21 protein-coding genes are annotated in these 26432 nt (G+C 66.2%); 9 read left to right on the forward strand and 12 right to left on the reverse strand.

Features of this window, described 5'->3' with window-relative positions:
• Positions 1–245: 245 nt before the first annotated feature.
• The 4 genes from BM244_RS11500 to BM244_RS11515 all read right to left on the reverse strand — a co-directional run bounded on the left by BM244_RS11500 (position 246) and on the right by BM244_RS11515 (position 5083).
• Positions 246–611 carry a reverse transcriptase-like protein gene (locus BM244_RS11500; RefSeq protein ID WP_254784411.1) on the reverse strand — a complete coding sequence of 122 codons (366 nt, stop codon included), beginning with the start codon at positions 609–611 and terminating at the stop codon, positions 246–248.
• 23 nt (positions 612–634) lie between these two features.
• Complete coding sequence (locus BM244_RS11505; protein ID WP_093399124.1) at positions 635–1780, reverse strand: YihY/virulence factor BrkB family protein; 1146 nt, start codon at positions 1778–1780, stop codon at positions 635–637.
• Between the two features lie 109 nt (positions 1781–1889).
• Complete coding sequence (locus BM244_RS11510) at positions 1890–4388, reverse strand: ABC transporter permease (RefSeq protein WP_093399125.1); 2499 nt, start codon at positions 4386–4388, stop codon at positions 1890–1892.
• Complete coding sequence (locus tag BM244_RS11515; protein ID WP_254784412.1) at positions 4385–5083, reverse strand: ABC transporter ATP-binding protein; 699 nt, start codon at positions 5081–5083, stop codon at positions 4385–4387. The genes BM244_RS11510 and BM244_RS11515 overlap by 4 nt, the downstream gene beginning before the upstream one ends.
• Positions 5084–5108: 25 nt before the next feature.
• Here BM244_RS11515 and BM244_RS11520 point away from each other — a divergent pair, with 25 nt between their 5' ends.
• Together BM244_RS11520 and BM244_RS11525 are read left to right on the forward strand one after the other, a co-directional pair.
• Positions 5109–5834 carry an arylesterase gene (locus BM244_RS11520; RefSeq protein ID WP_093399530.1) on the forward strand — a complete coding sequence of 242 codons (726 nt, stop codon included), beginning with the start codon at positions 5109–5111 and terminating at the stop codon, positions 5832–5834.
• Positions 5835–5954: 120 nt separating this feature from the next.
• Positions 5955–6689, forward strand: coding sequence for a Crp/Fnr family transcriptional regulator (locus tag BM244_RS11525; protein WP_093399127.1), 735 nt, complete (start codon positions 5955–5957; stop codon positions 6687–6689).
• A gap of 145 nt (positions 6690–6834) precedes the next feature.
• Here the strand turns inward: BM244_RS11525 and BM244_RS11530 are convergent, their stop codons facing one another.
• The 3 genes from BM244_RS11530 to BM244_RS11540 form a co-directional block, all read right to left on the reverse strand.
• Positions 6835–7170 carry a hypothetical protein gene (locus tag BM244_RS11530; RefSeq protein ID WP_093399531.1) on the reverse strand — a complete coding sequence of 112 codons (336 nt, stop codon included), beginning with the start codon at positions 7168–7170 and terminating at the stop codon, positions 6835–6837.
• 89 nt (positions 7171–7259) lie between these two features.
• Entirely contained in the window at positions 7260–8075 is an 816-nt protein-coding gene (locus BM244_RS11535) for a transglutaminase-like domain-containing protein (protein ID WP_093399128.1), read from the reverse strand.
• 14 nt (positions 8076–8089) lie between these two features.
• Complete coding sequence (locus BM244_RS11540) at positions 8090–8998, reverse strand: transglutaminase family protein (protein ID WP_093399129.1); 909 nt, start codon at positions 8996–8998, stop codon at positions 8090–8092.
• 16 nt (positions 8999–9014) lie between these two features.
• Between BM244_RS11540 and BM244_RS11545 the strand changes: the two genes are divergently transcribed.
• From BM244_RS11545 to BM244_RS11575, 7 genes are all read left to right on the forward strand, one after another.
• Complete coding sequence (locus BM244_RS11545) at positions 9015–9806, forward strand: N-formylglutamate amidohydrolase (protein ID WP_093399130.1); 792 nt, start codon at positions 9015–9017, stop codon at positions 9804–9806.
• 185 nt (positions 9807–9991) lie between these two features.
• Positions 9992–12139 (forward strand): TonB-dependent receptor, encoded by a 2148-nt coding sequence (locus BM244_RS11550; protein WP_093399131.1) that lies wholly within the window; start codon positions 9992–9994, stop codon positions 12137–12139.
• Between the two features lie 154 nt (positions 12140–12293).
• Positions 12294–13238, forward strand: a complete 945-nt coding sequence (locus BM244_RS11555) for a c-type cytochrome (protein ID WP_368086068.1) — start codon at positions 12294–12296, stop codon at positions 13236–13238.
• Positions 13235–15781 (forward strand): cytochrome c oxidase subunit I, encoded by a 2547-nt coding sequence (gene ctaD, locus BM244_RS11560; protein ID WP_093399132.1) that lies wholly within the window; start codon positions 13235–13237, stop codon positions 15779–15781. The genes BM244_RS11555 and ctaD overlap by 4 nt, the downstream gene beginning before the upstream one ends.
• Positions 15778–16197, forward strand: a complete 420-nt coding sequence (locus BM244_RS11565; RefSeq protein ID WP_093399133.1) for a hypothetical protein — start codon at positions 15778–15780, stop codon at positions 16195–16197. Before ctaD ends, BM244_RS11565 begins: the two co-directional genes overlap by 4 nt.
• The gene (locus BM244_RS11570; RefSeq protein ID WP_093399134.1) at positions 16194–16826 is read left to right on the forward strand and encodes a cytochrome c oxidase assembly protein; all 633 of its coding nucleotides are present in this window, start codon (positions 16194–16196) and stop codon (positions 16824–16826) included. Before BM244_RS11565 ends, BM244_RS11570 begins: the two co-directional genes overlap by 4 nt.
• Positions 16823–17851, forward strand: coding sequence for a c-type cytochrome (locus BM244_RS11575; RefSeq protein WP_093399135.1), 1029 nt, complete (start codon positions 16823–16825; stop codon positions 17849–17851). Before BM244_RS11570 ends, BM244_RS11575 begins: the two co-directional genes overlap by 4 nt.
• Positions 17852–17889: 38 nt before the next feature.
• Here the strand turns inward: BM244_RS11575 and BM244_RS11580 are convergent, their stop codons facing one another.
• The 5 genes from BM244_RS11580 to glgX are packed head-to-tail and all read right to left on the reverse strand — an operon-like array spanning position 17890 to position 26356.
• The gene (locus BM244_RS11580) at positions 17890–18096 is read right to left on the reverse strand and encodes a TOBE domain-containing protein (protein WP_093399136.1); all 207 of its coding nucleotides are present in this window, start codon (positions 18094–18096) and stop codon (positions 17890–17892) included.
• 43 nt (positions 18097–18139) lie between these two features.
• Positions 18140–20581, reverse strand: a complete 2442-nt coding sequence (gene treY, locus BM244_RS11585; RefSeq protein ID WP_093399137.1) for a malto-oligosyltrehalose synthase — start codon at positions 20579–20581, stop codon at positions 18140–18142.
• Positions 20578–22554, reverse strand: coding sequence for a 4-alpha-glucanotransferase (gene malQ / locus BM244_RS11590; RefSeq protein WP_093399138.1), 1977 nt, complete (start codon positions 22552–22554; stop codon positions 20578–20580). The genes treY and malQ overlap by 4 nt, the downstream gene beginning before the upstream one ends.
• Positions 22551–24257, reverse strand: coding sequence for a malto-oligosyltrehalose trehalohydrolase (gene treZ / locus BM244_RS11595; RefSeq protein WP_093399139.1), 1707 nt, complete (start codon positions 24255–24257; stop codon positions 22551–22553). The genes malQ and treZ overlap by 4 nt, the downstream gene beginning before the upstream one ends.
• Positions 24254–26356, reverse strand: a complete 2103-nt coding sequence (glgX, locus tag BM244_RS11600; RefSeq protein ID WP_093399140.1) for a glycogen debranching protein GlgX — start codon at positions 26354–26356, stop codon at positions 24254–24256. Before glgX ends, treZ begins: the two co-directional genes overlap by 4 nt.
• Positions 26357–26432: the final 76 nt, after the last annotated feature.

Consider the following 26432-nt stretch of genomic DNA (forward strand, 5'->3'; position numbering starts at 1 on the left):
TCTTAACCTACAATGTCAAAGAGCCGACAAAAATACCGACACTCGCATAACCTCTTCGCTAGAAGAAGCTTGGAGCATCTGGTTTTTTGCGACCGTAGCAACCAGACCGTGTGGCCGTTCGCTGCGGTGACACCCCTCTAGGGCCACCTCCCCACACCGTCAAACACTATTTTACAGTTTGAGGTCACTTTTCGGAAAAATCCGGCCGAGACGCCCAGCGAGGCTCGGCGAGACCCTCACCCGCCTTAGCGAGGATGCAGCTTGGCGAGTGCTATGCCGGCAAGGTTCTGCCCTCGACCGATATGCCGGATCCGAAGCCGCTCGAAGCCGACGGCGAGCTCCGCGAACTTTACCCGGTGTGCATCCAGTTCTGCCGAGCGGCACCGCGCCGTTCCATTTGCCTGCGTTACGACCAGGGTAGAGTCTCCCAGTAACGTGACGTCGCGGTCGCCGTTCAGGGCTGCAACCTCCAACGCATATATCGCGGCCAGCCATTCGGCGTCGCTGTTGCTGCCATCGCCCAGATCGTGGCGGTAATGGGCAACGCCCTTTCGGACTACCGCGCATTCGATCGGCCCGGGGTTCGGCCGGCATCCGCCGTCGAAGAACATTTTGATCGACTGTCCGTATGCCATCACGGCTTCGATTGCGCGTTGGTCGCCTTGTCGCGCGCCGCCGACCGCTTCCGATGGGCCAGCGCTGCGCCGACGGCAATCATACCCAAGCCCGCGACTGGCGAACCGCGCCGGATCGATCGCAGACCGCCGAGCGCAAAGAGAGACGCGGGCAAGCCGGCATGAACGCCACCCAAATGGGCGACCGCCAAGACCCCTGCCCCGTCCGGCTCGACACGCCGAGCGACCGACGATGGATCGACCTCGGTCGCAACCGTATCGGCGACGGTGGCGCCCCGCGTTCCCATCGGTGTAGCCCCGCCGGTCGTCGTGTCGCTCGTCGTCTGGTGCTCGAGTTCCGAATTCAACTCTGCGCCGAGCAGGAAGACGTAGGCCGAAAGCCAAAGCCACGTCAGCAGCACGATGACAGCGCTCAGTGAGCCGTAGGTCGCGCCGTAATTTCCAAAGCGCGAGACGTAGATGCCGAACCCGATCGTCGCACCCAGCCAGATGACCGTCGCGGCCAGCGATCCGGGTGTCAGCCACGCCCATCTAGCTTTGTGACGATTGGGGCCGAACCGGTACAGACACGCCGCCGCCGTGACGCCCAGCGAGGCGAGCACGCCGTAACTCACGAAGCGGATCGCCAGAAGCAGGAACTCCGGCGCGCCGGGTATCAGGCTGTCGAGCAACGCGAACGCCGCCGTCGAGAGCGCCGCGACCAACGCCAGCATTACCGCGCCGCCGGTGATGGCGAAGGCGAGCAGGTTCAGTGTTATGAACCCGCGCGTTTCCTTCTCTTCATAGGCGATATTGAGCGCGGTGACGATCGACGATGCGCCCTTCGTGCCGCCGTACAAGGCGATCCCCAGCGCGATGAGGAGGCCGAAACCCTTCTTGCCTTCCGACGTGTTGACGACCGTCGCGAGCTGGTCGCCGATCACTCGGGCGGCGTCGTCGGGGAGGACGTTGAACAGCGCGCGGATGTTCGCCACGACCGTCGCGGTGTCGGCGACCAGACCGTAGATCAGGACGACGGACGCCAGCAGCGGGACGATCGCGGCGAACCCGTAAAAGGCGGTACCCGCCGCGATCAGGCCGATATTGTCGTCGTTTCCCTCCGCCCAAGTGCGCTTCAGGACCTTCCACCATTCGCGCGCCGACATCGACCAGGGGCTGGTGGCCTGATGATCGGATCGTGTTTCGTTCGTGCTCAGCGTCTTGCCCCTAGTCCCGGTATATCCGGCCCAACGCCGGGCGCGTGCAAACGTGCCCTCAGAGTTGCCGCAACGCCTGTGCCGGCCGTGCGCCGAGAATGGGCCACGCGCCGATCAACCCGATCACCATCGTCAAGCCTGCTCCGCCTAGCAACGTCGCCAACACCGTCGCGTAATCCGGACGCCATTCGAAACTGAAGAGCTGCGTCACGACATACCGTGCGCCTCCGAGCCCGAGCAGCAAGGCGAGTACCGAGAGCACGATGCTGAGGAACGCGTATTCGAGCGCCTGCACCGCGAGCACCTGCCCCCGCGTTGCGCCGAGCGTGCGCAGGATTACGCCGTCATAGGTGCGTGCCTCTCGCGCCGCGGCGATCGCGCCGATCAGGACGGCGATCCCAGCGAGGATCGCCACCGACGCCGCCGCGGTGATCGCGGTCGCCATCTGCGAGACGATATCGCGGACCTGCCCCAGCACGCCACGAACCTCGATCACCGATACCGACGGAAAGCGCGGCAGCAACGCCCGCATGACGGGCGCTTCCTGCCCCGGTGCAAGCTCGATCGTCGCGGCGAGGTTATGCGGCGCGTCCTCGATCGCGTTGGGCGAGAACACCATCACGAAGTTGAAGCCAAGCGTATCCCAGCTGATCCGGCGGAACGAAGCGATCCTCGCGGTCCGCTCGACCCCGAGCAGGGTGTAGCTGAGCGGATCGCCGATCTTGAGGTCGAGCACCTTGGCCAGTCGCTCGTCGATGGAGACCAGCGGCGGGCCCTTATAGTCGCGCGGCCACCACCGGCCGGCGGCGAGTTCGCTGCCCTCGGGTAAGGTCGCGGAGTAGGTGAGCCCGCGCTCGCCGCGCAACGCCCATGCACCGTCGGGCAGCGTCTTGAGATCGGCGACGCGCGTCGTGCCGTAGCCGGTGATCGTGCCGCGCATCGCAGGTACGGTGCGGATCACCGAATGGATCGCCACGCCCTCGATGGTCCGCCGGAACTCGGCCTCGCGGTCGGGCGGAACGTCCAAAGCGAACAGCGCCGGCGCGCGCTTCGGTACGGTGAGCGCGATGTTCGCGTCGATGCTGGTGCGAATACCGGCGAGCAGAACGAACAACGTCAGGCCGAGACCGAGTGCGACGACCAGCGTGCCGGTCCGCGCGCCGGGGCGATGCAGTCCGGCGATGGCGAGGCGGAGCAGTGGCTTGCGCGAACGAGGAAGCGCTGCGGCAGTCCGGCGTACGGCCCAGCCGAACCCCGCCAGCACCAGCAACACGCCGGCCACTGCGGCGAGGAAGCCTGCGCTGAGACCGGGCTGATCCGCGGTCGACAGCGCAAGCGCGACGATCGCGGCGCCTGCACCGAGGACCCACGGCAAGGTCCGGCGCAACGGCACGGCGCGATTGCCGAAGACGCCGCGCAGCAGGCCCGCCGCGGGAATGCTCCCCGCCTCGATCAAGGGAGGCGCGGTAAAGGCGAGCGCGATCAGCATGCCGTAGGCAGCGGCGAGCGCGAGCGGCGCGAACTGGAGCGAGAAGTGCGGCGCGACCGGGAGAACGTCGCCCGCGAGCCAGATGATGAGCGGGACAGTCAACGCGCCCGCAATCAGCCCGAGGACGATCCCCATCGCTGCCACGACCGCGACTTCGAGAAGGTAGATCTTCGCGATCAGGCCGGACGTCGCGCCGAGCACTTTCAGGGCCGCGATGCTGCTGCGGCGAGCGGCCAGGTAGGAGGAGACGCCGTTGCCGACGCCGATGCCGGCGATGACGAGCGCGGACAGCCCGACCAGCAGCAGGAACTGCCCCATGCGATCGACGAAGCGTTCGGCACCGGGCGCGGCGCGGTCGCGCGTCTTGGTTTCCCAGCCGCCGGTCGGGAATGCCGCCTTGAACCGATCGATCGCGGTCGTTGGCGAGGCGCCGGGCGAAAGGCGCACCCTATATTTGCTCTCGTACAGGCTGCCGGGCTGAACCAGGCCGGTGCGCGCTATGCCCGCCATCGAGACGATCGCGACCGGGCCGAGCGTGAAGCCCTCGCCGAGCCGGTCGGGCTCGTTCGCGATCACGCCGGCGACGGTGAAGTCGGCGATCCCGAGCCGTACGGTCGCGCCGCGCCCAACGCCAAGCCTCTGCGCCAAGGCCGGGACGATCCATATCGCCTTGGGATCAGCGACCTTCGCGACCGCCCCGCCCCGTACCGCCAGCGTGCCGTAGAGCGGGTAGAGCGCGTCGACGCCCTTGAGCTGGACCGGTACGCTGTTGGTGCCGCGGATCGCGGTCGCCTGCATCCGGACGGTTTCGGACACCGTCCCGAGCCGGGCCATCGCGGCGCGTTCGTCGGGCGTTGCGGCGCGCTGCGACGTGCCGAACTCGACGTCACCGCCGAGGATCGCGCTGCCGCGTGCAGCAAGCTCGCCGTCGATCGATTGGGTCAGGCTGCCGATCGCCGCCAGGGCGCCGACGCCGAGGAACAGGCATGCCAGCAGAAGCCGCAGCCCGCGAAACCGAAGATCGAGTTCGCGACGGGCAAGCCGCCACGCCAGCCGCCATTCGCTCACCGCAAGCGATCCGCGGCGATCACGCCGTCGGCGAGTTCAATGGTGCGATCGCAGCGGGCTGCGAGGGCGGGGTCGTGGGTTATGATGATCAGCGTGGCGCCGGTCGCGGCGCGGCGGTCGAAGAGGAGGTCCATGACCGACGCGCCGGTGGCGGCGTCGAGATTGCCGGTCGGTTCGTCGCCGAACACGAGTGCGGGGCGCGGGCCGAGTGCGCGGGCGATCGCCACGCGCTGCTGCTCGCCACCGGAAAGCTGGGTCGGATAATGGCCGATCCGGTGCGACAGGCCGACCGCGGCAAGCTCCAGTTTCGCGCGCTCGAACGCGTCGGGCATCCCGGCCAGTTCCATCGGCACGGCAACGTTCTCGAGCGCGGTCATCGTCGGGAGCAGGTGGAAGGCCTGGAGGACGATGCCGATGCGTCCACGCCGCGCGCGGGCCAGAGCATCCTCGTCGAGCTTGCCGAAATCGAGGCCGGCCACCTGGACCCGGCCGCTACTCGCACGCTCCAGGCCGGAGAGCACCGCCATGAGCGACGACTTGCCCGATCCGGATGGCCCGAGGAGCGCGACGCTCGTGCCCTGCGCGATGTCGAGATCGATTCCCTTGAGGATCGTCGTCGCGGCAGTCGACGCGCCGAGTGTCAGCGTGACATCGCGCGCCGAGATCACCATATCGGCGGAAGCAGGTTCGGACATGGAGACCAATATCTTGGAGAAACAGATGCGACGCTGGCCTCTCTATGGGGGCGGACTGGCGCTTCTCCAAGCGGGGTTGCTGGCCGGCTGCGATCGGACACCCGAAGTCCCTGCCCCGCCGCCCGCAACCAACGCGGTTTCACCGGTTGCCGCCCAGGTTGCGACGACCCCAGCACCGCAGGGTCCCGAGCGCCTGATCCTCGCCTTCGGTGACAGCCTGTATGCCGGCTATGGCCTCGACCGAGGTCAGAGCCTGCCCGATACCTTGCAGAACCGGTTGCGCAATGACGGGATCAACGCGACGATCGTCAATGCAGGCGTCTCGGGCGATACCAGCGCGGCCGGCCGACAGCGGTTCGCGTTCGCGCTCGACAACATGAAGCGCAAACCGGATCTCATCCTGCTGGGGCTCGGTGGCAACGATGTTCTTCGCCAGATATCGCCGGACGAAACGCGCGCCAACATGACCGCGATGATGGACGAGGCGAAGCGGCGCGGCATCCCCGTCATGCTGACCGGCATGATGGCCCCGCCTAATCTCGGGCCGGAGTATTCGCGCCAGTTCAACGGGATATGGACCGACCTGGCCACATCCTATCATGCCACGCTGTATCCGTTCATCCTCGACGGTGTCATCGGCGACGCCGCACTGATGCAGGCTGACCACGTTCATCCCAACCGAACCGGCGTCGACCGGATTGCAGCCCGCGTTGCACCGGTGCTCGAAAGCGCGTTAGGACAGCCGCGATGACGGCATCGTATTGCCGCCATCTATAGAATCACGAAGGATCGCGCGAACCACGGCGCGCGACACGATCATTTGGCGACGTGACCGGTAAAAGCGGCGCGCGGGCAGGGAAAAGGGTTACGCATGCAATTGAGCGGTTTGATCGCACGACTAGGGCGGCATCTCGATCTCACCGATGCCGAACGCGAGGCGATCCTGCACGCCGAACGCGGCGAGCGGCGGCTGCGCGCAGGCGATGTCCTGGTCGCGGAAGGTGGCGAAAGCCATGCGCTGTACGTCGTGCGCCAGGGGTGGCTGCATTCGTCGACCAAGCTGGTCACCGGCGGGCGCCAGATCCTGCGCTTCCACTATGCGGGCGACCTGATCGGGACGTCGAGCATGGCGTGGTCGCAGGCGGCGGCGACGCTGACCGCGATATCGGACTGCATCGTGATCGATTTGCCGAAGACCGAGCTCGGGCTGCTGTTCCGCGCGCAACCGCGGATCGCCGGGCTGCTCTACGCGATCGCGGCGGCGGAAAACGTCGCGATGAGCGACCGGCTGACGACGATTGGGCGGATGGGGGCGAGCGAACGGCTGTCGACGCTGTTGCTCGACATCATGGCGCGGCTGCGGGTGACGGCGGGCGGGATCGTCGACTCGTTCGACCTGCCGCTGACGCAGACCGATATCGGCGACGCGCTCGGGCTGACCAAGGTGCATGTGAACCGGACGATCCGCGCACTGGAGAAGGCGGGCGTGATCGAGCGGACCGGGCGGCGGGTGCGGATCGTCGACGAAGCGGCGCTGGTCGCGGCGACCGGGTTTACCGATCGATACGGCGAGATCGAGACGGCCTGGTTGCCGCCTGCGGTTTGAAGAGTTTCTGATCCTCCCCCGCCAGGGGGGGTGGCAGGCGTCAGCCTGACGGAGGGGGGCAGGCGAAACAGCGGTTCGTCTTTTCCTCCCCCTCCGTCTGGCAAGAGCCAGCCACCCCCCCTGGCGGGGGAGGATCAGTTGCAGGTCAGGTGCGGTCGACGACGAACAGCGTAACGCGGTCGTACTTGATGTCGCCGGGGTTGAAGATCGCATCGGGGACGAACGGTCGATCGATGACCTCGATATCCTTCAGACCGGCGAGCTTGAACGTGCCGAGCTTGATCTCCTTGGGCGGCTGACCATCGCGCTCCAGCGTGATCGCATCGACGAACACGTCGTCATGCTTGGTGTAGAGGATGTGCGGCGCCAGCGTGCAGACCATCCGGTTGTAGGTCGCGGTGATGCACAGTCGCAACGCGATCGCCTGCAGGAGCAGCGCATTTGCGTTCGACGGGGCGGACTGGTCTGGGGTCGAGGTCATGTTGTGCATCGCAGCATAAGTTGGAGGATCGGTGCCGTTAGGCCGAACGCGACGGGTGCGACAAGGCCTAACTTTACCCCATAGCGGGTTTAAGCCGCGGCTTCGACCTCATCGGTGTGGACGTCGAAGCCGACCAGTCGCGCCGGGCCGAAGCTGGTGGTGAGCGCGGTATCGGTCGCGTCGCGTCCGCGAGCCATCAGGATACGGCCGATCCGCGGACGATTGTGGCGCGCGTCGAGCGTGTGCCAGGTGCCGCCGAGATAGACGTCGAACCACGCGGAGAAATCCATCGGCGCATCGACCGGCGGAATACCGATGTCGCCGAGATAACCGGTGCAATAACGCGCCGGGATATTCATGCAGCGGCACAGCGTCACGGCCAGATGCGCGAAGTCGCGGCAGACGCCCTGGCGCTCCTGGTAGACGTCCCACGCCGTCTTGGTCGAACGCGCGAAATGATAGCCGAACTCGACATGGTTATGCGTGAAGTCGACGATCGCCTGGACGCGCTGCCAGCCGGCGGGGACGTGGCCGAACAGCGACCAGGCAGTCTCGGACAGGCGGTCGGTCTCGCAATAGCGGCTGCCGAGCAGGTAGATCAGGATGTCGTCGGGGAGGTCCTGTACCGCGTGCTGGACCGCGTCGGGGGAGACCGGGTCCGGCAGGCCGCTGTCCTCGATCGTGAAATCGCACGACAAGGTGAGCCCCCCGCTCGGCACCGTGAACCGCGTGCAGACGTTGCCGAACGCATCGAGGTAATCATAGGTCGGCACGTCGGGATCGGCGGCAAGCCGGTGCGGCGTCACCAGATCCTTGTTGCGGGACGGATGCACGCTGAGCATCGCCAGCATCGGGGTTTCGACGTCGGTTTCGAAACGAATGTCATAGCCGGCCCGGATCAGCATCGATGTCCCCCTATTCAAGCTGTTAGTGATGTTTGTTGGTTAGCCGCCTCATCCTCGTCGACGGTGATGTCGACCGACACACTCATGTCGAGGAAGCTGCCGGGAAAGCCACTCCAGGTGCCGGAGACGGGCACCGCCTGGTAGATGTCGCGGGCTACGGCGACGCGGACGAGCCCGCGGTTGCCGACGATGCCGTTGGTCGGATCGAACTCGACCCAGCCCGAGCCGGGGATGTACACGCGCACCCAGGCATGGGTGTTGCCGCCGCCGGTTCGATGTTCTCGACGTGTCGGATTGTAGACATAGCCCGATACGAACCGCGCCGCGAAACCGAGCGCGCGAACCGCCTCGATCATCAGCATCGCATAATCGCGGCAGGTGCCCTTGCGCTTGGCGAGCGTCTCGATCGGCGACTGCGTGCCCTTTTCGGGGCGCTGGACATAGGTGAACTCGCGCTTGATCGCCGCGGTCATATCCGAGAGCATGGCGAGCGTATCGGTCTGCCCGCCCGGCGCGACGAACCGCCGCGCCCAGGTGTCGATCTCGCGCAAAGGATCGTGATGCTGGCGCTCGATCGAACGAAGCAGGTCGGGCATTTCCTCAGACGAATATGTGAACGGATAGAAGCGCGCATAGCGTTCGATGTCGACGTTCTGGAGTTCGGCCGGGGTGTGATCGAGCCGGACGCGGCTGTCGATCACGAGGTCCTTGGCGCGCTTGTCGAAGGTGGCGATCGCGACCGCATTGCCGAACACGTCGTGCAGCCAGCGGACGTCGGAGGGTTCGGGAGTGATCGTCAGCTGCGTGTCGATCAGATGTTGGTCGTAGCTTTCGCGCGGTCGGACCATGATCCGGTGCTCGCCGAACGCAACCGGTTGGCGATACGAGTATTTGGTTACATGAGAGAGCGTTAGAGATGGCATCGAGGATCCACGTCGCATGAACAGCACTGCCAGCCAAACGCTGCTTGGGACCGAAGATGCCGCACCGGTCGTGATGGTCAACCCCAAAGGCGCGTCATCGTTCCTGCTGATCGGCGATCATGCGGGAAATGCCGTGCCTAGAGCGCTGGGTTCGCTTGGGTTGAGCGACGCCGACCTGGCGCGGCATATCGGCTGGGATATCGGCATCGGCGAACTGGGCGCGATGCTGGCGGTAAAGCTCGACGCGGTGTTCGTACGCCAGACCTATTCGCGGCTGGTGATCGACTGCAATCGCAACGAAACCCAGCCGGACCTGATCGCCGACATCAGCGACGCGACCATCGTCCCGGGCAATGCTGGCCTGGGCGACGCGGACCGTGCGGCACGTCTGGCGGAGATCCATGCGCCGTATCAGGCGGCGATCGCAGGCGAACTTGCGCGGCGCGATGCGGCGGGCATGCGGACGATCCTCGTTGCGTTGCACAGCTTCACGCCCGCGATGCGCGGTGCGCTACGCGACCAGGCGCGACCCTGGCACATCGGTATCCTGCATGACGGCGGGGACACAGGGTTCGCGCACGCACTGCTCGATGTGTTGCGCGCAGAACCCGACCTGACGGTCGGCGACAACGAGCCGTACCGCATGGACCTGATCGACTACACCATCCCGCGTCATGCCTATCCGGCCAGACGACCTTATGCGGAAATCGAGATCCGGCAGGACCTGCTGGGCTCGACCGAAGGCTGCGCGGCATGGGCGGATCGGCTGGCGCGATTACTGCCAATTGCTGCAGCGACCGTCGCTTAGGCACTAGTCCGCCAAGTGCCTCGCCCCGATAACGGCGGCGCGGCATGGATGTGTTGCATTGCGGTAACATGTGGTGGGCCAACTGCGGCCGTCGCCAGATTGTTACTTGATATATGATGTATCATCAAATCTACCCGAGACGTCGTACAGGGACGATACCCCGCTAGATACGACGAGGGAATTTCATGAAGACGATCTTGTTCGGCGCCACTGCGATGGCCGCCATCCTCGCCTCGCACGCGCAAGCCCAGACCGCCGCCACGGACCCTGCCCCGCCATCGGCCGGATCGACCAACCAGCGCGACATCATCGTCACCGCGCCGATCCAGACCAGCGAGCGCGACGTCCTGCAGGGCACCACCGTCCTGACCGGCCAGGAACTCACCCGCCAGCTGCGCCCGTCGATCGGCGAGACGCTCGCGCGCCAGCCCGGCGTGTCGGCATCGTCATTCGGCCCGAGTGCCTCGCGGCCGATCCTGCGCGGCTTCCAGGGGGACCGGATCCGCGTGCTGACCGACGGGATCGGCTCGATCGACGTCTCGAACACCTCGGTCGACCACGCGGTCATCATCGATCCGCTGCTCGCCGAGCGTATCGAGATCCTTCGCGGCCCGAGCGCGCTCCTCTACGGCACGTCGGCGGTCGGCGGTGTCGTCAACGTCATCGACACGCGGATTCCGCGGTCGGTGCCCGAGAACGGCTACCGGCTGAACGGGATCGCCAATTATGGTTCGGCCGCCAACGAGCGGTCGGGCGGGATGGCCGGCGACGTCGCGGTCGGCCAGCACCTCGTGCTGCACGCAGACGGCTCGTACCTGAAGTCGGGCGACCTGCGCACCGGTGGCTATATCCTGTCGCGCGACGCCCGTGCCCAGGCGCTGGCCACCGCCGCCCTCCCCGCCGATGCCAACGAAGCCGACCCGATCGATTACGCCGCATCGGCGCAGTTGAAGGGCAAGCTGCCCAACACGCAGGCCGAAACCTGGACCGCGGGCGCGGGCGCGTCGATCATCACCGACAACGGCAGCCTCGGCGTGTCGTACAGCCATTACGACAGCCTGTATGGCGTGCCGGTCCGCTACGCCACGCAACCCGGCCAGGAGCAGGAGGCGCCCCGCCTCGACGTCGTCCAGAACCGCGTCGACCTGCGCGGCGAGATCGATACCGGCGGCGACGTCATCAGCAAGATCCGCGTCCGCGTCGGCCAGGCGAGCTATCGCCATTTCGAGCTGGAAGAGGACAACTCCGTCGGCACCGCCTTCTACAACAAGGGCCTCGAAGGACGCCTCGAAGTCGTCCAGGCGAACCGCGGCGGCTGGCAGGGCGCATCGGGCGTGCAGTTCTACAACCGCATCTTCAACGTGGTCGGCGACGAGGCCTTCCTGCCGAAGAACGAGACCAACCAGACCGGGCTGTTCACGCTGCAACAGTATGAATCGGGCAAGTTCCATGCCGAGGGCGGCGTCCGCTACGAGATCACCGATCTCGCCGCGCGCACGCCCAAGGACGATCTGCGCTTCTTCCGCGGCAGCCAGAGCTATCATTCGGTCTCGGGTTCGCTCGGTGCGTCCTACGCGCTGACCGACGCCATCCGCGTCGGCCTGAACGGCTCGCGGACCGAGCGTGCGCCATCGGCGGAGGAGCTGTTCGCGAACGGTGCACATGCCGGCACGCAGGCCTACGAACTCGGCAATCCCGACTTCAAGCTGGAGAAGTCCTGGGGCCTCGAAGGCACGCTGCACGCGCATGGCGACGGCTTCAGCTTCGACGCATCGGCCTATTACAACTGGTTCTCGAACTACATTTCAGAGAACCAGGTCGCATCGTCGGTCTGCCAGGCTGCCGCCAATCCGTCTGGCCGCGTGGTCGACCTGCCCTGCTTCCAGTATCAGCAGGCCGACGCGCGCTATTACGGGTTCGAGGCGGACGCGTCGGTGAAGCTCGCGCAGATCGGTGGCTATGCGGTCAATGCCGACGTGCTCGGCGACTACGTCCACGCGAACATCGTCGACCAAGGGCCGGTCCCCCGCATTCCGCCGATGCGCGTGCTGGGCGGTATCGAGGCGCAGGGCGACCGGATCAACGGCCGCGTCGAGGTCGAGCACGTGTTCGACCAGAACCGGATTGCCGCGTTCGAGACGAAGACCGACGACTACACGATGGTCAATGCCTCGATCGGCCTGAGTCCGTTTGGCAAGGATTCGAAGACGACGTTGCTGCTGAGTGCGAACAACCTGTTCGACGTGAACGCCCGCCGCGCAACGAGCTTCCTGAAGGACTTCGCCCCGCTCGCCGGCCGCGACTTCCGCGCGACGCTGCGGTTCGGGCTCTAACCCTGGGCGATCCTCCCCCCCACCCGGGGGAGGATCCGCTGCCCCAACATGAAATAACTGTCATTTTCCGGTTTACGCCGCCCCGCTCCCGCGTTTAGAGAGCGGCCCTCGAACGGGTGGCAAGGTGATGATGCGGAAGGCTATTTTTCTTTCCGTGGGTGCATGCCTGCCGCTGTTGGCGGCCTGCAACCGGCACCAGTCGACGCTCGCGCCGTTCGGCGAAGAGGCAGACAAGGTCCTCTCGATCACCATCGTTCTGGTTATCGGCGCGATCGTTCTCGCGGGCGGGCTCGCGTTGCTGATGCGCCATGCGATGCGCGCGCCGGAAGGTCGGCTGACGCACGAGGGCGGGATGAAGCTGGTGCTCTGGCTCGGCGGCATCGGTCCTTCGATCTTGCTGCTGGGCCTGCTGCTCTACGCCCTCCCCGCGATGCGGCCGCGCGAGGTCGCCAACAGCGATCTGCGAATCGGCGTCGAGGGCGAGCAATTCTGGTGGCGCGTCCGCTATGCGCCACCGGGCGGCTCGGTGGTCGAGACCGCGAACGAACTTCGCCTCCCCATCGGTCGCACCGTCGAACTGTCGCTCCGCAGCCCCGACGTCATCCACAGCTTCTGGGTGCCGGGCTTGGCGGGCAAGATGGACATGATCCCCGGCCGCACCAACCGGCTCGTCGTTCGCGCGACCAAGGCGGGGACGTACCGCGGCGTCTGCGCGGAGTTCTGCGGGCTCGGCCATGCGCTGATGGCGTTCGACGTGATCGCAATGCAGCCCGCCGCATTCGAGCGCTGGCTCGGCGAGCAGCGCAAGCCCGCTATCGTCACCGCATCGCCGGGCGCGCGCGCCTTCGCGAGTTACGGCTGTAGCGGGTGCCACAGCGTCCGCGGCGTCGGCCCGGTCGCGAAGATCGGCCCCGACCTGACGCACTTCGGGTCGCGCCCAACGCTCGCCGCGGGTGTGCTGCCGATGACGCACGCCAACATCGCCGGGTTCGTGCGGGATCCGGGCAAGACCAAGCCCGGCGTGCGGATGCCCGCCTTCCCGCAGATGTCGGCCGCCGAAGCCGATCAGATCGCAAGCTATCTTCAGGGGCTCAAATGACCACCGAGAGCACCCGATATATCGCGCCCGACCAGAATGATCCGGCGGTCCGCAAGGGGCAGGAAGATCGCCTGCGCGAAGTGTGGAAGCCGCCGACCGGCTGGTTCTTCCGCTGGACCGACGTCAACAACAACCGGATCGGCGTGTGGTACACGCTGACCGCGTTCGGGTTCATGTTGTTCGCGGGTGTGCTCGCGCTGATCATGCGCACGCAGCTCGCGGTACCGAACAACGACCTCGTCACGGCGAACACGTTCAACCAGCTGTTCACGCTGCACGGCTCGATGATGATGTTCCTGTTCGCGGTGCCGATGTTCGAGGCGGTCTCGATCATCCTGCTGCCGCAGCTGCTCGGCGCGCGCGACCTGCCGTTTCCGCGGCTGTCGGGGTTCGGATATTGGAGCTTCCTGATCGGCGGCGTGTTCGTGTCGGGCTCGATCTTCTTCGACGCGGCGCCCGATGGCGGCTGGTTCATGTATCCGCCGCTGACGACGCGGACCGATTTGAGCGGGCTCGGCGCGGATATCTGGATGCTGGGCTTGAGCTTCATCGAGGTGTCGTCGGTGGCGGCGGCGGTCGAGCTGATCGTCGGCGTGCTGAAATGCCGCCCGCCGGGCATGCGGCTCAATCTCATGCCGCTCTACGCATGGTACATCCTAGTCGTCGCGGTGATGATCCTGTTCGCCTTCCCGCCGCTGATCGCCGGCGACGTGCTGTTCGAGATGGAGCGGCTGCTCAACTGGCCGTTCTTCAACGCGGAAAAGGGCGGCGATCCGCTGTTGTGGCAGCACCTGTTCTGGATCTTCGGGCATCCGGAAGTCTACATCGTCTTCCTGCCGTCGATCGCGCTGTTCGCGATGCTCATCCCGACGTTCGCGCAGCGGCATCTGCTCGGCTATCCGTGGATCGTCCTGGCCGCGGTGGGGACGGCGTTCCTGAGCTTCGGGCTTTGGGTCCACCACATGTTCACGACCGGGTTGCCGAAGATCAGCCTCGCCTTCTTTGCCGCCGCATCGGAAGCGGTGGCGATCCCGACCGGCGTCCAGATCTTCGTGTTCATCGCGACGCTCTGGGCGGGCAATGTCAAGAAATCGACGCCGTTGCTCTATGCGAGCGGGAGCCTAGCGGTGTTCGTGATCGGCGGTCTGACCGGCGTGATGGTCGCGGTCGCGCCGTTCGACTGGCAGGCGCACGACACCTATTTCATCGTCGCGCATCTGCATTACGTGCTGATCGGCGGCACGCTGCTGCCGCTGTTCGCCGGGCTGTATTATTACTGGCCGCTGGTGACGGGAAAGAAGCTGTCGGACCGGCTCGGGCGGATTGCGTTCTGGATCATGTTCGTGGGCATGAACCTGACGTTCTTCCCGATGCATCTGTCGGGCCTGCTCGGGATGCCGCGGCGCGTGTTCACCTATCCGGAGGAGCTCGGGATCGGCGGGCTCAACCTTGCCTCGACGATCGGGTCGTACATGTTCGCGACGGGCGTGCTGATCGTCTGCATCGACCTCGCACTGTCGCCGCGCCGCCCCAAGGCGCCGCGCAACCCTTGGAATGCTGGCACGCTCGAATGGCTCGCGCTGCCCGACGATGAGGATTGGGGCATCCGATCGGTGCCGCTGATCGAGAGCCGCTATCCGATCTGGGACCAGAAGAACTTCGTCCAGAAGGTCGACGAGGGCCGCTTCTTCCTGCCCGATGCGGAGGAGATGCGGCGCGAGTCGATCATCACTACCGTGCTCGATGCTCGCCCCCTCCAGGTGATCCGCCTCGGTACGCCGAGCGTGAAGCCGATGATGACGGCGGTCGCGCTCGCCGGTGTGTTCATCCTGACGACGTACCATCTGTATATCTGGTCGGCGGTCAGCGGCGTCGCGACGCTCGCCTGCGTGCTGTGGTGGCTTTGGACCGGCACCGCCGAGATCCCCGAAAAGCCGACCAAGCATATCGGCCACGGCATCGAGGTGCCGCTCTACACGTCGGGGCCGTCGGCGCCGGGCTGGTGGGCGATGTTCATCACGATGATGGCTGACGCGACCGCGTTCTCGGGGTTGGTGTTCGGCTATTTCTTCTTCTGGACGATCCACAACGACTTCCCGCCGAGCGGGGTCGGGCTCAACGGACCGGGCGTGTTCTGGCCGATGGTAGCGCTGGCGCTGACCTTGGCCGGCTGGGCCGCAACGGTCGGCGCGCGCGAAGTGCACCGCCGCGGCAACGTCGGTGCGGGTCTCTCGCTGCTGGTCGTCGGGATCGTTGCGACGCTGTCGAGCCTGTTCGCCGGACTTGCGGGGCCGTGGTATTCGGGGCTCGATCCAGAACTCCACGTCTATCCCGCGATCGTCTGGACGCTGGCGATCTGGACTGCGGTCCATGCCGCGATCGGGGTCATCATGCAGGCCTACACGCTCGCGCGCAGTCTCGCGGGGAAGATGACGCCGATCTATGACGCGGACCTGCGCAACATCACCGTGTACCACCATTTCCTCGCACTGACGGGCATCGTGACGTTCTGCACGATCGGCCTGTTCCCGGGTGTCGCATGACAGAGCCCAAGTCCGGTCGGCAACGCGAGTCCAACCGCAAGCATTGGGCGCGCGACCTCAAGGTCACGCTGTGGACGCTGATCGTCCCGCCGACGATCTGGGCCGTGCATTTCCTGTTCTGCTATCTGTGGGTCGCCGTGACGTGCGCGAAATCCTCGACCCCGGGGACGGCGTTGACCGGCTTCCCGCTCGCGACACTGATCGCGACGATCGTAGCGCTGCTGGGAATCGTCGCGGCGGGCTACATCGCGCGTGTCCAGTCGGAGACGCCGGGTGATCCGGCGCCGCACGAACAGGGCACCGCAATCGATCGCCTCCGTTTCCTCGCGCTGTCGACGCGGTTGCTGGCGGGGCTGAGCTTCGTCGCGGTGATCTTCACGGCCTTGCCGGTCATCATGTTCGGCGATTGCCGATGAGACGCGCGAGCCTCGCACTGGGCGCCGTGCTAGTCCCGCTCGGCTGGGCCTTCGCCGCAGCACCGCTAGGGATGGTCGGCCACATGGCGGGTCACATGATAGCGGTCGCGGTCGCGGCGCCGTTCCTGGCGTACGGGATCGCCGGCAGCCGTTTCGACCCTGCCGAGCGCTGGCCCGCGGTGGTGACTCCGCTCGCGATGTCGCTTGTCGAACTCGTCGTCGTGTGGCTCTGGCACCTCCCCGCGCTGAGGCTCCGCGTCGACATGCAGCCCCTCGCGCTACTGATCGAGCAGGCAAGCTTCCTCATCGCTGGCGTCCTCCTCTGGAGCGCCGTACTTGGCACCCGCATTGGCGGCGCCACCGACCGTCGCGCGTCGGGGGTTGCAGCGTTGCTGCTCACCTCGATGCACATGACGCTGCTCGGCGCGCTGATCGGCCTCGCCCCGCGACCGCTCTACGCGATGATGGCCCAAATGTCGGGGGGCCACCCGGCCATCCACGGTCTCGACGCACTCGAAGACCAGCAGCTCGGCGGCGTCGTCATGCTGATGGTCGGCGCGGCGAGCTATTTCATCGGCGGGCTCGCGATGCTCGGCGGACTGTTGAAGACACGGAGCGCGACCGCATGACGATCCGGATCACCTGGGCGCGCGCCGCCGCCGCTATCGTCGGACTGGCGCTCGCCGGGCTGTTGTTCGCGTGGTCGGGGGTGTTCAACATCGCCGCATCGTCGGGCCATTGGAAGATCACCGACTGGTTCCTCCACTGGACGATGCGCAACTCGGTGCGCACCTATGCCGCGGTCACGGCGCCCGACGATCCCAAGGCGAAAGAAGGTTTCGTCAGTGCCGCCGGGCTGTTCAAGGCGAGCTGCGCCTCGTGTCACGGTGCGCCCGGCGTCCGCCCGCTGCCGGTGATGCAGGCCGCGACGCCGCCCGCCCCGAACCTCTCGGTCAACGCGCGCGAGTGGACCGACAAGCAGATCTTCTGGATCCTCAAGCACGGCGTCAAATACACCGGCATGCCCGGCTGGGCCGCCAAGGACCGCAACGACGAAGTCCGTCGCATGGTCGCCTTCGTCCGCCTGCTCCCGGAAATGTCACCTGCGACCTATCGCTCGCTGACCGAAGTGCCGGGCGTCACCGATACCAAGATTGCCACCTGCGCAGGCTGCCACGGTGCCGACGGACGTGGCCGCGGCCAGCCCGACATGCCGGTACTCGGCGGCCAGAGCCCGGCGTATCTCCGCGCCGCACTGGAGGCCTATGCAACCGGAAAGCGTCAGAGCGCGGTGATGGCGAACGCCGCCGCGACGCTGACGCCAGAGGACACGACGCGCCTCGCGGATCACTTCGCGGCGATGCCGGGAATCGGCGGCGTCACGCCGTCGGGATCGACCGCAGCTGCCCGAATCGACCGCGAAGGCCTGCCGAAGGTGCAACTCCCCGCCTGCGCAAGTTGCCACGCTCCCGGCAAGCCCTACCCCGTGCTCGCCGGCCAGCGCGCGAGCTACATCGCGCAACGTCTGCGGAATTGGCGTGGTGACGAGACGGTGGTCGACGCGCGCAAATCGCAGTCGACGATGCCGGTCATCGCACGCCGCATTCCTGAGGACATGATCGACCCGCTCGCGCGCTATCTGGCGGGCCGCTGAGGGAACGCCGCCCCCAAATCAGCCGGGGCGGCGCGGCATCACTTGCCGATCAGGACGTCGCTGGCCTTGACCAGCACCGTGACCGTGTCGCCGGTCGCGAGCGCGAGGTCGGCGATCGCCTCCTCGGTGATGTTGGCGGTGATGACGTTGCCGCCGCCGATATCGACCTTGATCGAGCCATTGACCGCACCCGGCGTAATCGAGACGATGGTGCCGGAAATCTGATTGCGTGCGCTGATCTTCATGAACGTGCTCCTGTTGAGAAATCGTCGTTTAGCAACGGCTTGGTCAGCTCACTACGGCATCCATCACGACGACCGAAACGGCTGACGTGCCAAGCAGATCGGCGATCGTTTCGCCGGACGACAGCGCGGTATCCGCCCACCAGTCGCTGGCATCGACTTCGTCGACGTAACGTCCGGCGCTGCGCAGGGCCGTTACGCACCGCACTGCCTTGCCGTCATGCACGCGGTTGAACGCGATGACGTGTTCGGCTCGGGCACCCGCCACGGCTATCGGTTCGTACGAGCCGCCCGCGAACAGCGCTGGATACTGGCGCCGTAGCGCCAGCAGGCGAGCGATCAACGCGACCTTCGAATCGGATGCGGTTGCGAGCATTTGCTCGCGCGCAAGATAGTCGACCGGCCGCCGATTATCCGGATCGACGAGGCTCAAATCGTCGGTCTCGGTGCCTTGATACAGGTCGGGAACGCCTGGAACGGTGTAACGCAATGCTACCTGCGCGAGGCTGTTCGCCTCCGCTGCCGGCGCGACGAGATCGACGAGCGCTGTAATGTCGCCGAGGAACGCCGCCGACCGCTGGGGATCGAGCAATGCACGTGCGAGATCGTGGCAGCGGGTCTCGTACGCCTCGTCCGGCGCCTCCCAGGACGACCGGAGCTTGGCTTCACGTAACGCCTTTTCCTGCCATGCGACGATCCGCTCGGCATATTCTGAAAGGGCTTCTGGGTTCGCCGCGCGAAGGTTCGTCGGCCATGCACCGAACAGCGTCTGGAGCAGCATATAGGTGTCGGCGGGATCAACGCCGTCCGCATAGGGGGCAGCCAGTTCGAACCAATGCTCCCCACGCGAACGCCAGAGATCGGGTATCTCGCTGAGCACCGCGAGCCGCGCGCGGACGTCCTCGCCGCGCTTGTGGTCGTGCGTCGCGGTGGCAAGCATGGCGGACGGCCAGTCTCGCGCGCGCTCGGTCATCGCGGCGTGGAAGGCGTCGATGTCGAGCGACATCCGCGCGGCTTCGAACCCGACGTCGTTGCGCGAGAGCAAGCGGCCGTACCGGTAGAAGGCGGTGTCCTCGACTGCTTTTGCCGCGATCGGCGCGGAGAGCTGCTGGAATTTCCGGACGGCCTCAGCGGCGAGTGGTGCATTACCGGGGCCCTCACCGGCCAGCCAGGACAGGATCCGGTCAACGACCATGTCTTCACCGGGAGGGACGAATTCCGCGACCCGCTGGCGGACCATCTCGCGTATTCTGGCGTCTGCGCTTGGCGCTGCTTCGACCGTTCCATAGGTCCGATACACCGGAAAGACCCAGAGCAGCCGCTCGATCGCGCGGTGAAGCATGCCCCTCGTCAGTCCATCGCAGTCGGGTGTCGAGCGGGCCAGCGCCACGAACGCCTCGACGCAGCGGCGGTGCTGCGCATCGAACTGCCACGCGAGCAATTCCTGTCGCGCGCACAGTTCCTCGGGCGCGAAGTCGGCGGAGCGGCCGCTCATGTCGGCCCAGAGGTTTGCGAGTGGTTCGGCGCCACCGGGCGCGTGCAGGAGCGCCGTGACCTGCTCCATGAAGTCGTAGCCGCTGGTGCCGTCTACGGCCCAGTCCTTGGCGAGCGGTTCGCCGCCGGCGAGAATCTTTTCGATGACGATGTAGGCCGGACCGGCGGGCGCTTCCGCGGGGCGCTCGATGGCGTCGAGGCGCGCGCGGAGTTGGCGGCAATAGCCGGCGGGGTTGGTCAGGCCATCGACGTGATCGACGCGGACGCCGTCGATCAGTCCTTCGGCGTATAGGCGGAAATAGAGAGCGTGCGTGGCGTCGAACACGATGGGGTCTTCGGCACGGAGGCCGGCGAGGTCGTTGATCGTGAAGAACCGCCGCCAGTTGAGTTCGTCGTTCGCCACGCGCCATGAGGCGAGGCGGTAGTGCTGCCGGTCGATGAGCGCGGCGATGTCGTCGGTTGCCGCGGTTGCCTGGTCCTCGTCGCGGAGGGGTAAACGATGTTCGCCGTACGCTTCGAGGACGTAGCGGCCGGCGACCTGCTCGACCTTGAGCGCGCTGCTCGCGATCGTTTCTGCCAGCGGATCGCCGAGGATCGGGAGGACCAGCTTCTCGCGCCGGTCGATGTCGAAGTAGCGCGCGAATTCGCTGGCTTCACCGTGTGTTAGAACGTCGTTCCACCATGCGTTCTTACCTCCAGCGACGCCCATGTGGTTGGGGACGATGTCGATGATGACGCCCATGTCGCGCGCGCGGAGGGCGGCGACGAGGCTTCGAAAGGCGTCCTCGCCGCCCAGTTCAGGGTTGATACGGGTCGGGTCGACGACGTCGTAGCCGTGGGTCGAGCCACTGCGGGCAGTGGTGATCGGCGAGGCGTAGAGGTGGCTGATCCCAAGCGCGTCGAGATACGGCACAAGCGCCTCCGCATCGGCGAAGGTGAAGTCCTTGTGGAACTGGAAGCGGTAGGTTGCGCGCGGCGTTGTAGGCGGGATCATGCGGGTCTCGTGGCGTTGAGCGTGACGATGCGAGCGGCGACTTCGGGGCGGGCGAGCAGCGCCTCGGTCGTGTCTGGCATGCGGCGGCGCCAGTTGGGGTGTTCGTTGATCGTGCCGGGAAGGTTGGGTTGCTCGATCAGTCCGGCGAGGTCTTCGATCGGGATGATGGCAAGCGCGCAAGGCGTGCCGGCGACGTGGGCGATGGCGGCGTCGACGACCGGGTCGGTGTCTTCGGGGGTTGGCTGTTCGGTGCCGATGTCGAATGCAGACCAGAGCGCGACGCGGTCCTCGGCGCGAGCGGCGAGGTCCGTGGGTTTGTCGGCAGCGTCGGACTTGCGTCCGAGGTCCCATGTCCAGTCGATATCGCGGCCGCTCCACCAGCCTGCGACGGTGGCGAGATCGTGCGTACCGGTCATCGCCACCGCGTCGGGCGACCATTTAGCGGGCGGGACGAAGCCGTCCGCATCGCGCTCGAACCACAACACCCGCATCCCGAGCATGGCGCGCGCGTCCATCGCCTCGCGGAAGCCATCGGGGACGGTGCCGAGGTCTTCGCCGATGACGATCGCCTTGGCACGGTGCGACTCCATCGCGACGATCCGCATCAGGTCGTCGAACGGCATGTCGAGATAGGCGCCTTCTGCAGCGGAGGCGCCTTCGGGGACGACCCATAGGCGGCGCAGGCCGAACGCGTGGTCGATGCGGATACCGCCGGCGTGCGCCAGTGCCGCGCGGATCGTCGCGATGAACGAGGCGAATCCGCTTGCACGGAGCGCGTGCGGATCGAAACCGGTGATGCCCCAGCTCTGGCCATCCGGTCCCAGCGGATCGGGCGGCGCGCCGATCGACAGGCCGGTCAGCAGATCGCTGCGCCGGCTCCAGCCGTGGCTGCCGCCGGGGTCCATGCCGACGGCGAGATCGGCGATGAGGCCGATCGCCATGCCAGCGTCCTTGGCGGCCGTCTGCGCGGCGTCGAGGTCGCGGCGTGCTAGCCATTGGAGGAAGATGTATAACGTGACGTCGTCCGCATGCTCCGTGACGAAGCGGCGGACGGCGGGGCTAGCGGGATCGTGATACTCGGCGGGCCATTGCTGCCAGCCCCGTGCGCGGGTGGTCGCGAAGAAGTGCGCGTGGAGGGCGTCGAACTCGGCGTGGCGTTCGAGGTCGTCGCCACCTTGTCGCCTGAACGCCGTCAGGGTTTCTTCAATCCGTGGAAGCGCTTGGTCGAAGCTCTTGCGTAGTCGCGCGAGCTTTTTGGGGATCGCGGCCTCCCAGTCGATTAGTTCGGGAAAGTCGCGGCTGTTGGACTGTGCACCGAATGCGGCCGGGTCGCCGTACAGGCCATTGAGGAATTGCCGGCTCGTGGGTGCGTAGGGGCTGTACCGGCTGGCGTCGGCGGGGAACAGCGCGTGGGTTGGGCTGATCGCGAGGGCATCAGCGCCGCGTTGGCCGAAGGCTCGGGCGGCATCTGCTAGCGAAACGAAGTCGCCAAACGCCTTCGGCTCGTCGGTGCGAAGGCTCGGGATCTGGACGGCGGGTGCCCAGAGTTTGCGGCCCGGTAGCGCGTCGGCGATCGTGTAGCAGCGGCGTGGTGCCACGAGAATTTCGATGACTTCGCCATTGATTTCAAGCTTGTGGTAGCCGCTCTGACTTATCGGACTCAACTCGCCGTTATCGACCGTGACGGAGCGCGTCGTACAGTCTTCGAACGTAAGTTCGGCGTTGCCTGATACCTTCGATGTCAGCCGGATCGGGTCTCCCACATCGACGGACAGGAAACGGACACCCTGCGCGTTTCGAGTTTCGATCGCGGCGAGGCTTTGGGCGATCTGCTTTTCACTTCCGGACGGATGGCCGAGACGATCCAGAATCGCCTGTAACGCGTTATCGGCGACGGTCTGGCGACGACCCGCTGCGTCCTGCCATTCGGGTTGCAGGCCGGCCGCGACAGCGAGTGTTCGGAGGCTGCTCATCGATCCAGCCAGACTGCCACGCTGGCAGCCTCCCCCGGTTCGCCATCGGTGAAGATCGGCGAAGTCTCTAGTGCAGGAAAATCAACGACATCGTCGCCAAGGTTGAGCGCAATTGTCAGGATTGCGCCGTCACCCATTTTCCAGCGCGCAACGACCGCCCCCTCCCCGATCGCCTCGGCGCCGATCGCCATCGTGTCGCGCAGGCGGGGAATGATCTGCTCGTGGCGGATCTTGAGCAGGGTGCGATATAAGTCCTGCCAATTGGCCGCGTCGGCGCCGGGCCGAGCTCGCGATTGGAGGAAGGTTTCGTGCGCGTTGGGGTCGGGGATAGCCTTGCGCGCTTCGGGATCGGCGAAGGCGGCGAACTTGGCGAATTCCTTGCGCCGGCCTTCGCGCACCGCGTCGGCTAGATTGTCGTGGAAGTCGGTGAAGAACAGGAACGGGCTTTCGCTGCCGTGGTCGTCGCCCATGAAGAGCAAGGGTATCTGCGGGCCTAGCAGGAGCAACGCGGTGGCGGCGCGGAGCTTTCGCTTGTCGGCGAGCAGCGTCAGGCGCTCGCCCATCGCGCGGTTGCCGATCTGGTCGTGGTTCTGGAGGAACGCGACGAATGCGGTCGGAGAGAGGTGCGCGCTGGGCTTACCGCGCGGCTTGCCGTCGTGGTTGGGGGAGCCTTCGCCCTGGTAGATGAAGCCTTCGCCCAAGCACCGCGCGAGGCGTTCGGCGGGGCGGTCGGCGAAGTCGGCGTAATAAGCGCTGGTTTCGCCGGTGAGCAGGACGTGGAGGACGTTGTGGAAGTCGTCGTTCCACTGCGCGTCGAACGCGGCGGGGTGGAGTCGGTCGGCGTCGTTGCCTTCATTCTCGAGGACGAGGTGGACGTGGCGGCCGGCGGTCTTCGCGCGCAGTTCGGCGGCCATCGCGTCGAGGAAGCCGTCGTTCTCGATCGCGTGGACCGCGTCGAAGCGCAGGCCGTCGAACTCGTACTCGTTGAGCCACATCAGCGCGTTGTCGACGAAATAGCGGTGGACCGGCGCCTGGTCGACCGCGACCGCACCGCCCCATGGGGTGTCGACTTCGGCGTGGAAGAAGCCCTTCGCATAGGCGCCGAGGTAGTTTCCGTCGGGGCCGAAGTGATTGTAGACCACGTCGAGGAACACGGCGAGGCCGAGTTCGTGGGCGCGGTCGACCAGCGCCTTCAGGTCGTCGGGTGTGCCGTAGCTTTCTGCGGGGGCGTAGGGGAGCACGCCGTCATAGCCCCAGTTGCGGGTGCCGCCGAACGCGTTGACGGGCATGAGTTCGACCGCGGTGATGCCGAGTTCGGCAATCGCCGGAAGGTGGTCCGCAACGCCTGCGAAGCCGCCCAGCGTGCCGACATGAACCTCCTGGATGACCATCTCTTCCCACGGTCGGCCGCGCCAGTCCGGGGTGCGCCACGCGTAGGCGTCACGGTCGACGACCACGCTCCAGCCGTGGACGCCGCCGTCTTGTGCCCGTGCAGCGGGGTCTGGGACGGTCAGGTCGTCCGCGAGCCGGAACCGATACCGAGCGCCGGCGCCGATTGGTGCCTTCGCGCTGAACCAGCCCTCCGGTTCGGGGGTCATCTGAACCGCGTCGCCATCGGCGATTTCGAGTGTCACCATATCGCGGTCGGGTGCCCAGAGACGGAAGACCGTCCCGTCCTCGGAAAGCGTCGGTCCCCAGGTCATGCCGCTGCAATCGTCCACGAGAGCAATGCCGCGCCCTGTTGCGGCAGTTCGTAGCTGTCCTTGATCAGGGTCGCGCCCTGCTCCGGCTTGCTGCTGTCGATCAGCACGGTGCGCTCGACCTCTGCTGGCGGCGGCATATGGAACGTCAGCGGGCTTTCCGACGCGTTGAGCAGGAGAGAGATGACCTGTACTTCGCCCGACTCCTGCTCGCACGCGCGGCGCATCACCAGCGCGCGGCCGTTGGTGTTTTCCCAGTCCTCGGGCGTCAGTTGCAAGCCGCGCTCGTCCCACCATTCGATGTCCTTCAGCCCCTCGGCCGGCGTGTCCTCGCCGTAGAGGAAGTTTTCCGCGCGGAGCATCGGATAGTCGCGGCGGAGCGCGATCAGCCGCGCGGTGAAGTCGATCAGCGCATCGCCTTCGGGAGACTTCGCCTTCTCCCAATCGAGCCAGCTGATCTCGTTGTCCTGGCAGTACGCGTTGTTGTTGCCGTTCTGCGTGCGGCCGAACTCGTCGCCCGCGACCAGCATCGGCGTGCCGAGCGAGGCGAACAGCGTGGTCAGCATCGAGCGCATCACGCGCGACCGGGTCTCGATGATCGCCGGGTCTTCGGTCGGGCCTTCCACGCCCCAGTTGCAGGAGCAGTTGTTCGAGTGGCCGTCGTTGTTGTCTTCACCGTTCGCTTCGTTGTGGCGTTCCTCGTAGGCGACGGTGTCGGCGAGCGTGTAGCCGTCATGCGCGCCGAGCAGGTTGACGCTCGCCCAGGGGCGGCGTGCGCGGCGGTCGAACAGATCGGCCGAGCCCGTCAGGCGCGCGGCGAGATCGGCGCGCTGCGCGTGGTCGCCACGCCAGAATTTGCGCACGGTGTCGCGGTACTTGTCGTTCCACTCGGCGAAGCCGGGGGGGAAGTTGCCAAGCTGGTAACCGCCGGGGCCGATGTCCCAGGGCTCGGTGATGAGCTTCAGCCTGCCTAGTACCGGGTCCTGGCGGAGCACGTCGAAGAAACCTGCGCCCGGATCGAAGCCGGTGTCGGTCCGGCCCAGCGTCAGGCCCAGATCGAAGCGGAAGCCGTCGATGCCGAAGCTGGTCGCCCAGTAACGCAGCGAGTCCGCGACCATCTGGATCACGCGGGCCTTTGTGAGGTTCAACGTGTTGCCGGTGCCGGTGTCGTTGATCGAATAGCGCGGGTCGTCCTTGACCAAGCGGTAATAGCTGGCGTTGTCGAGGCCGCGCCAGGAGAGCGTCGGGCCCTGTTCCGAGCCTTCGCAGGTGTGGTTGTAGACGACGTCGAGGATCACCTCGATCCCGGCCGCGTGGAGGCGGCGGATCGAGCGGCGGAGTTCGTCGTGACTGTCGGTCGCGAAGAACGAGCGCTCGGGCGTGAAGAAATTGAGGGTGTTATAGCCCCAGTAATTGCGCAGACCCTTCTCCTGGAGAAAGCGGTCCTGGATGTAGGTGTGGATCGGCAGCAGCTCGATCGCGGTGACGCCGAGGCGCTTGAGGTGATCGATGACCTTGGGATTGCCGAGCGCCGCGAAGGTGCCGCGTTCGGAGGGCTGGACCTCCTCGAACAGCTTGGTCAGGCCCTTGGTGTGCGCCTCGTAGATCACCGTCTCGGACCAGGGCGTGTTCGGGCGCACGTCGCGCGACCAGTCGAAATGGCTGTCGGTCACGACGCCCTTCGGCATCGTCAGCGCGCTGTCGCGTTTGTCGAAGCTTAGATCCGCGCGCGGCGACTTCACCTGATAGCCGTACATCGCGTCGGTCCAGCGGAGCTCGCCGATCATCTGCTTGGCGTAGGGGTCGAGCAGCAGCTTGTTCGGGTTGAAGCGATGGCCTTCCTCGGGCGCGTACCGACCGTGGGCACGGTAGCCGTAGACGAGGCCGGGCTGCGCGTCGGGGAGGTAGCCGTGCCAGACTTCGTCGGTCCATTCGGGCAGCGGATAGCGCTTCAGCTCGCGGCGGCCGGTCTCATCATAGACGCAGAGTTCGATCTTCTCAGCATTGGCGGAATAGACCGCGAAGTTGACGCCGAGGCCGTCGAAGGTCGCGCCGAGGGGATAGGCCGAGCCGGCGTCGAGCGTGTCGGGCAGTAGATGCAATGCGAGGACCCTTTTCGTGTCGCCGACCGAACTTTATCGCGGTGCAGCATTCCTTGCCGTGAAACCCGCCCGCCCG

Origin of the sequence: Sphingomonas sp. OK281, assembly GCF_900115295.1 — a bacterium.
Lineage (GTDB): Bacteria > Pseudomonadota > Alphaproteobacteria > Sphingomonadales > Sphingomonadaceae > Sphingomonas.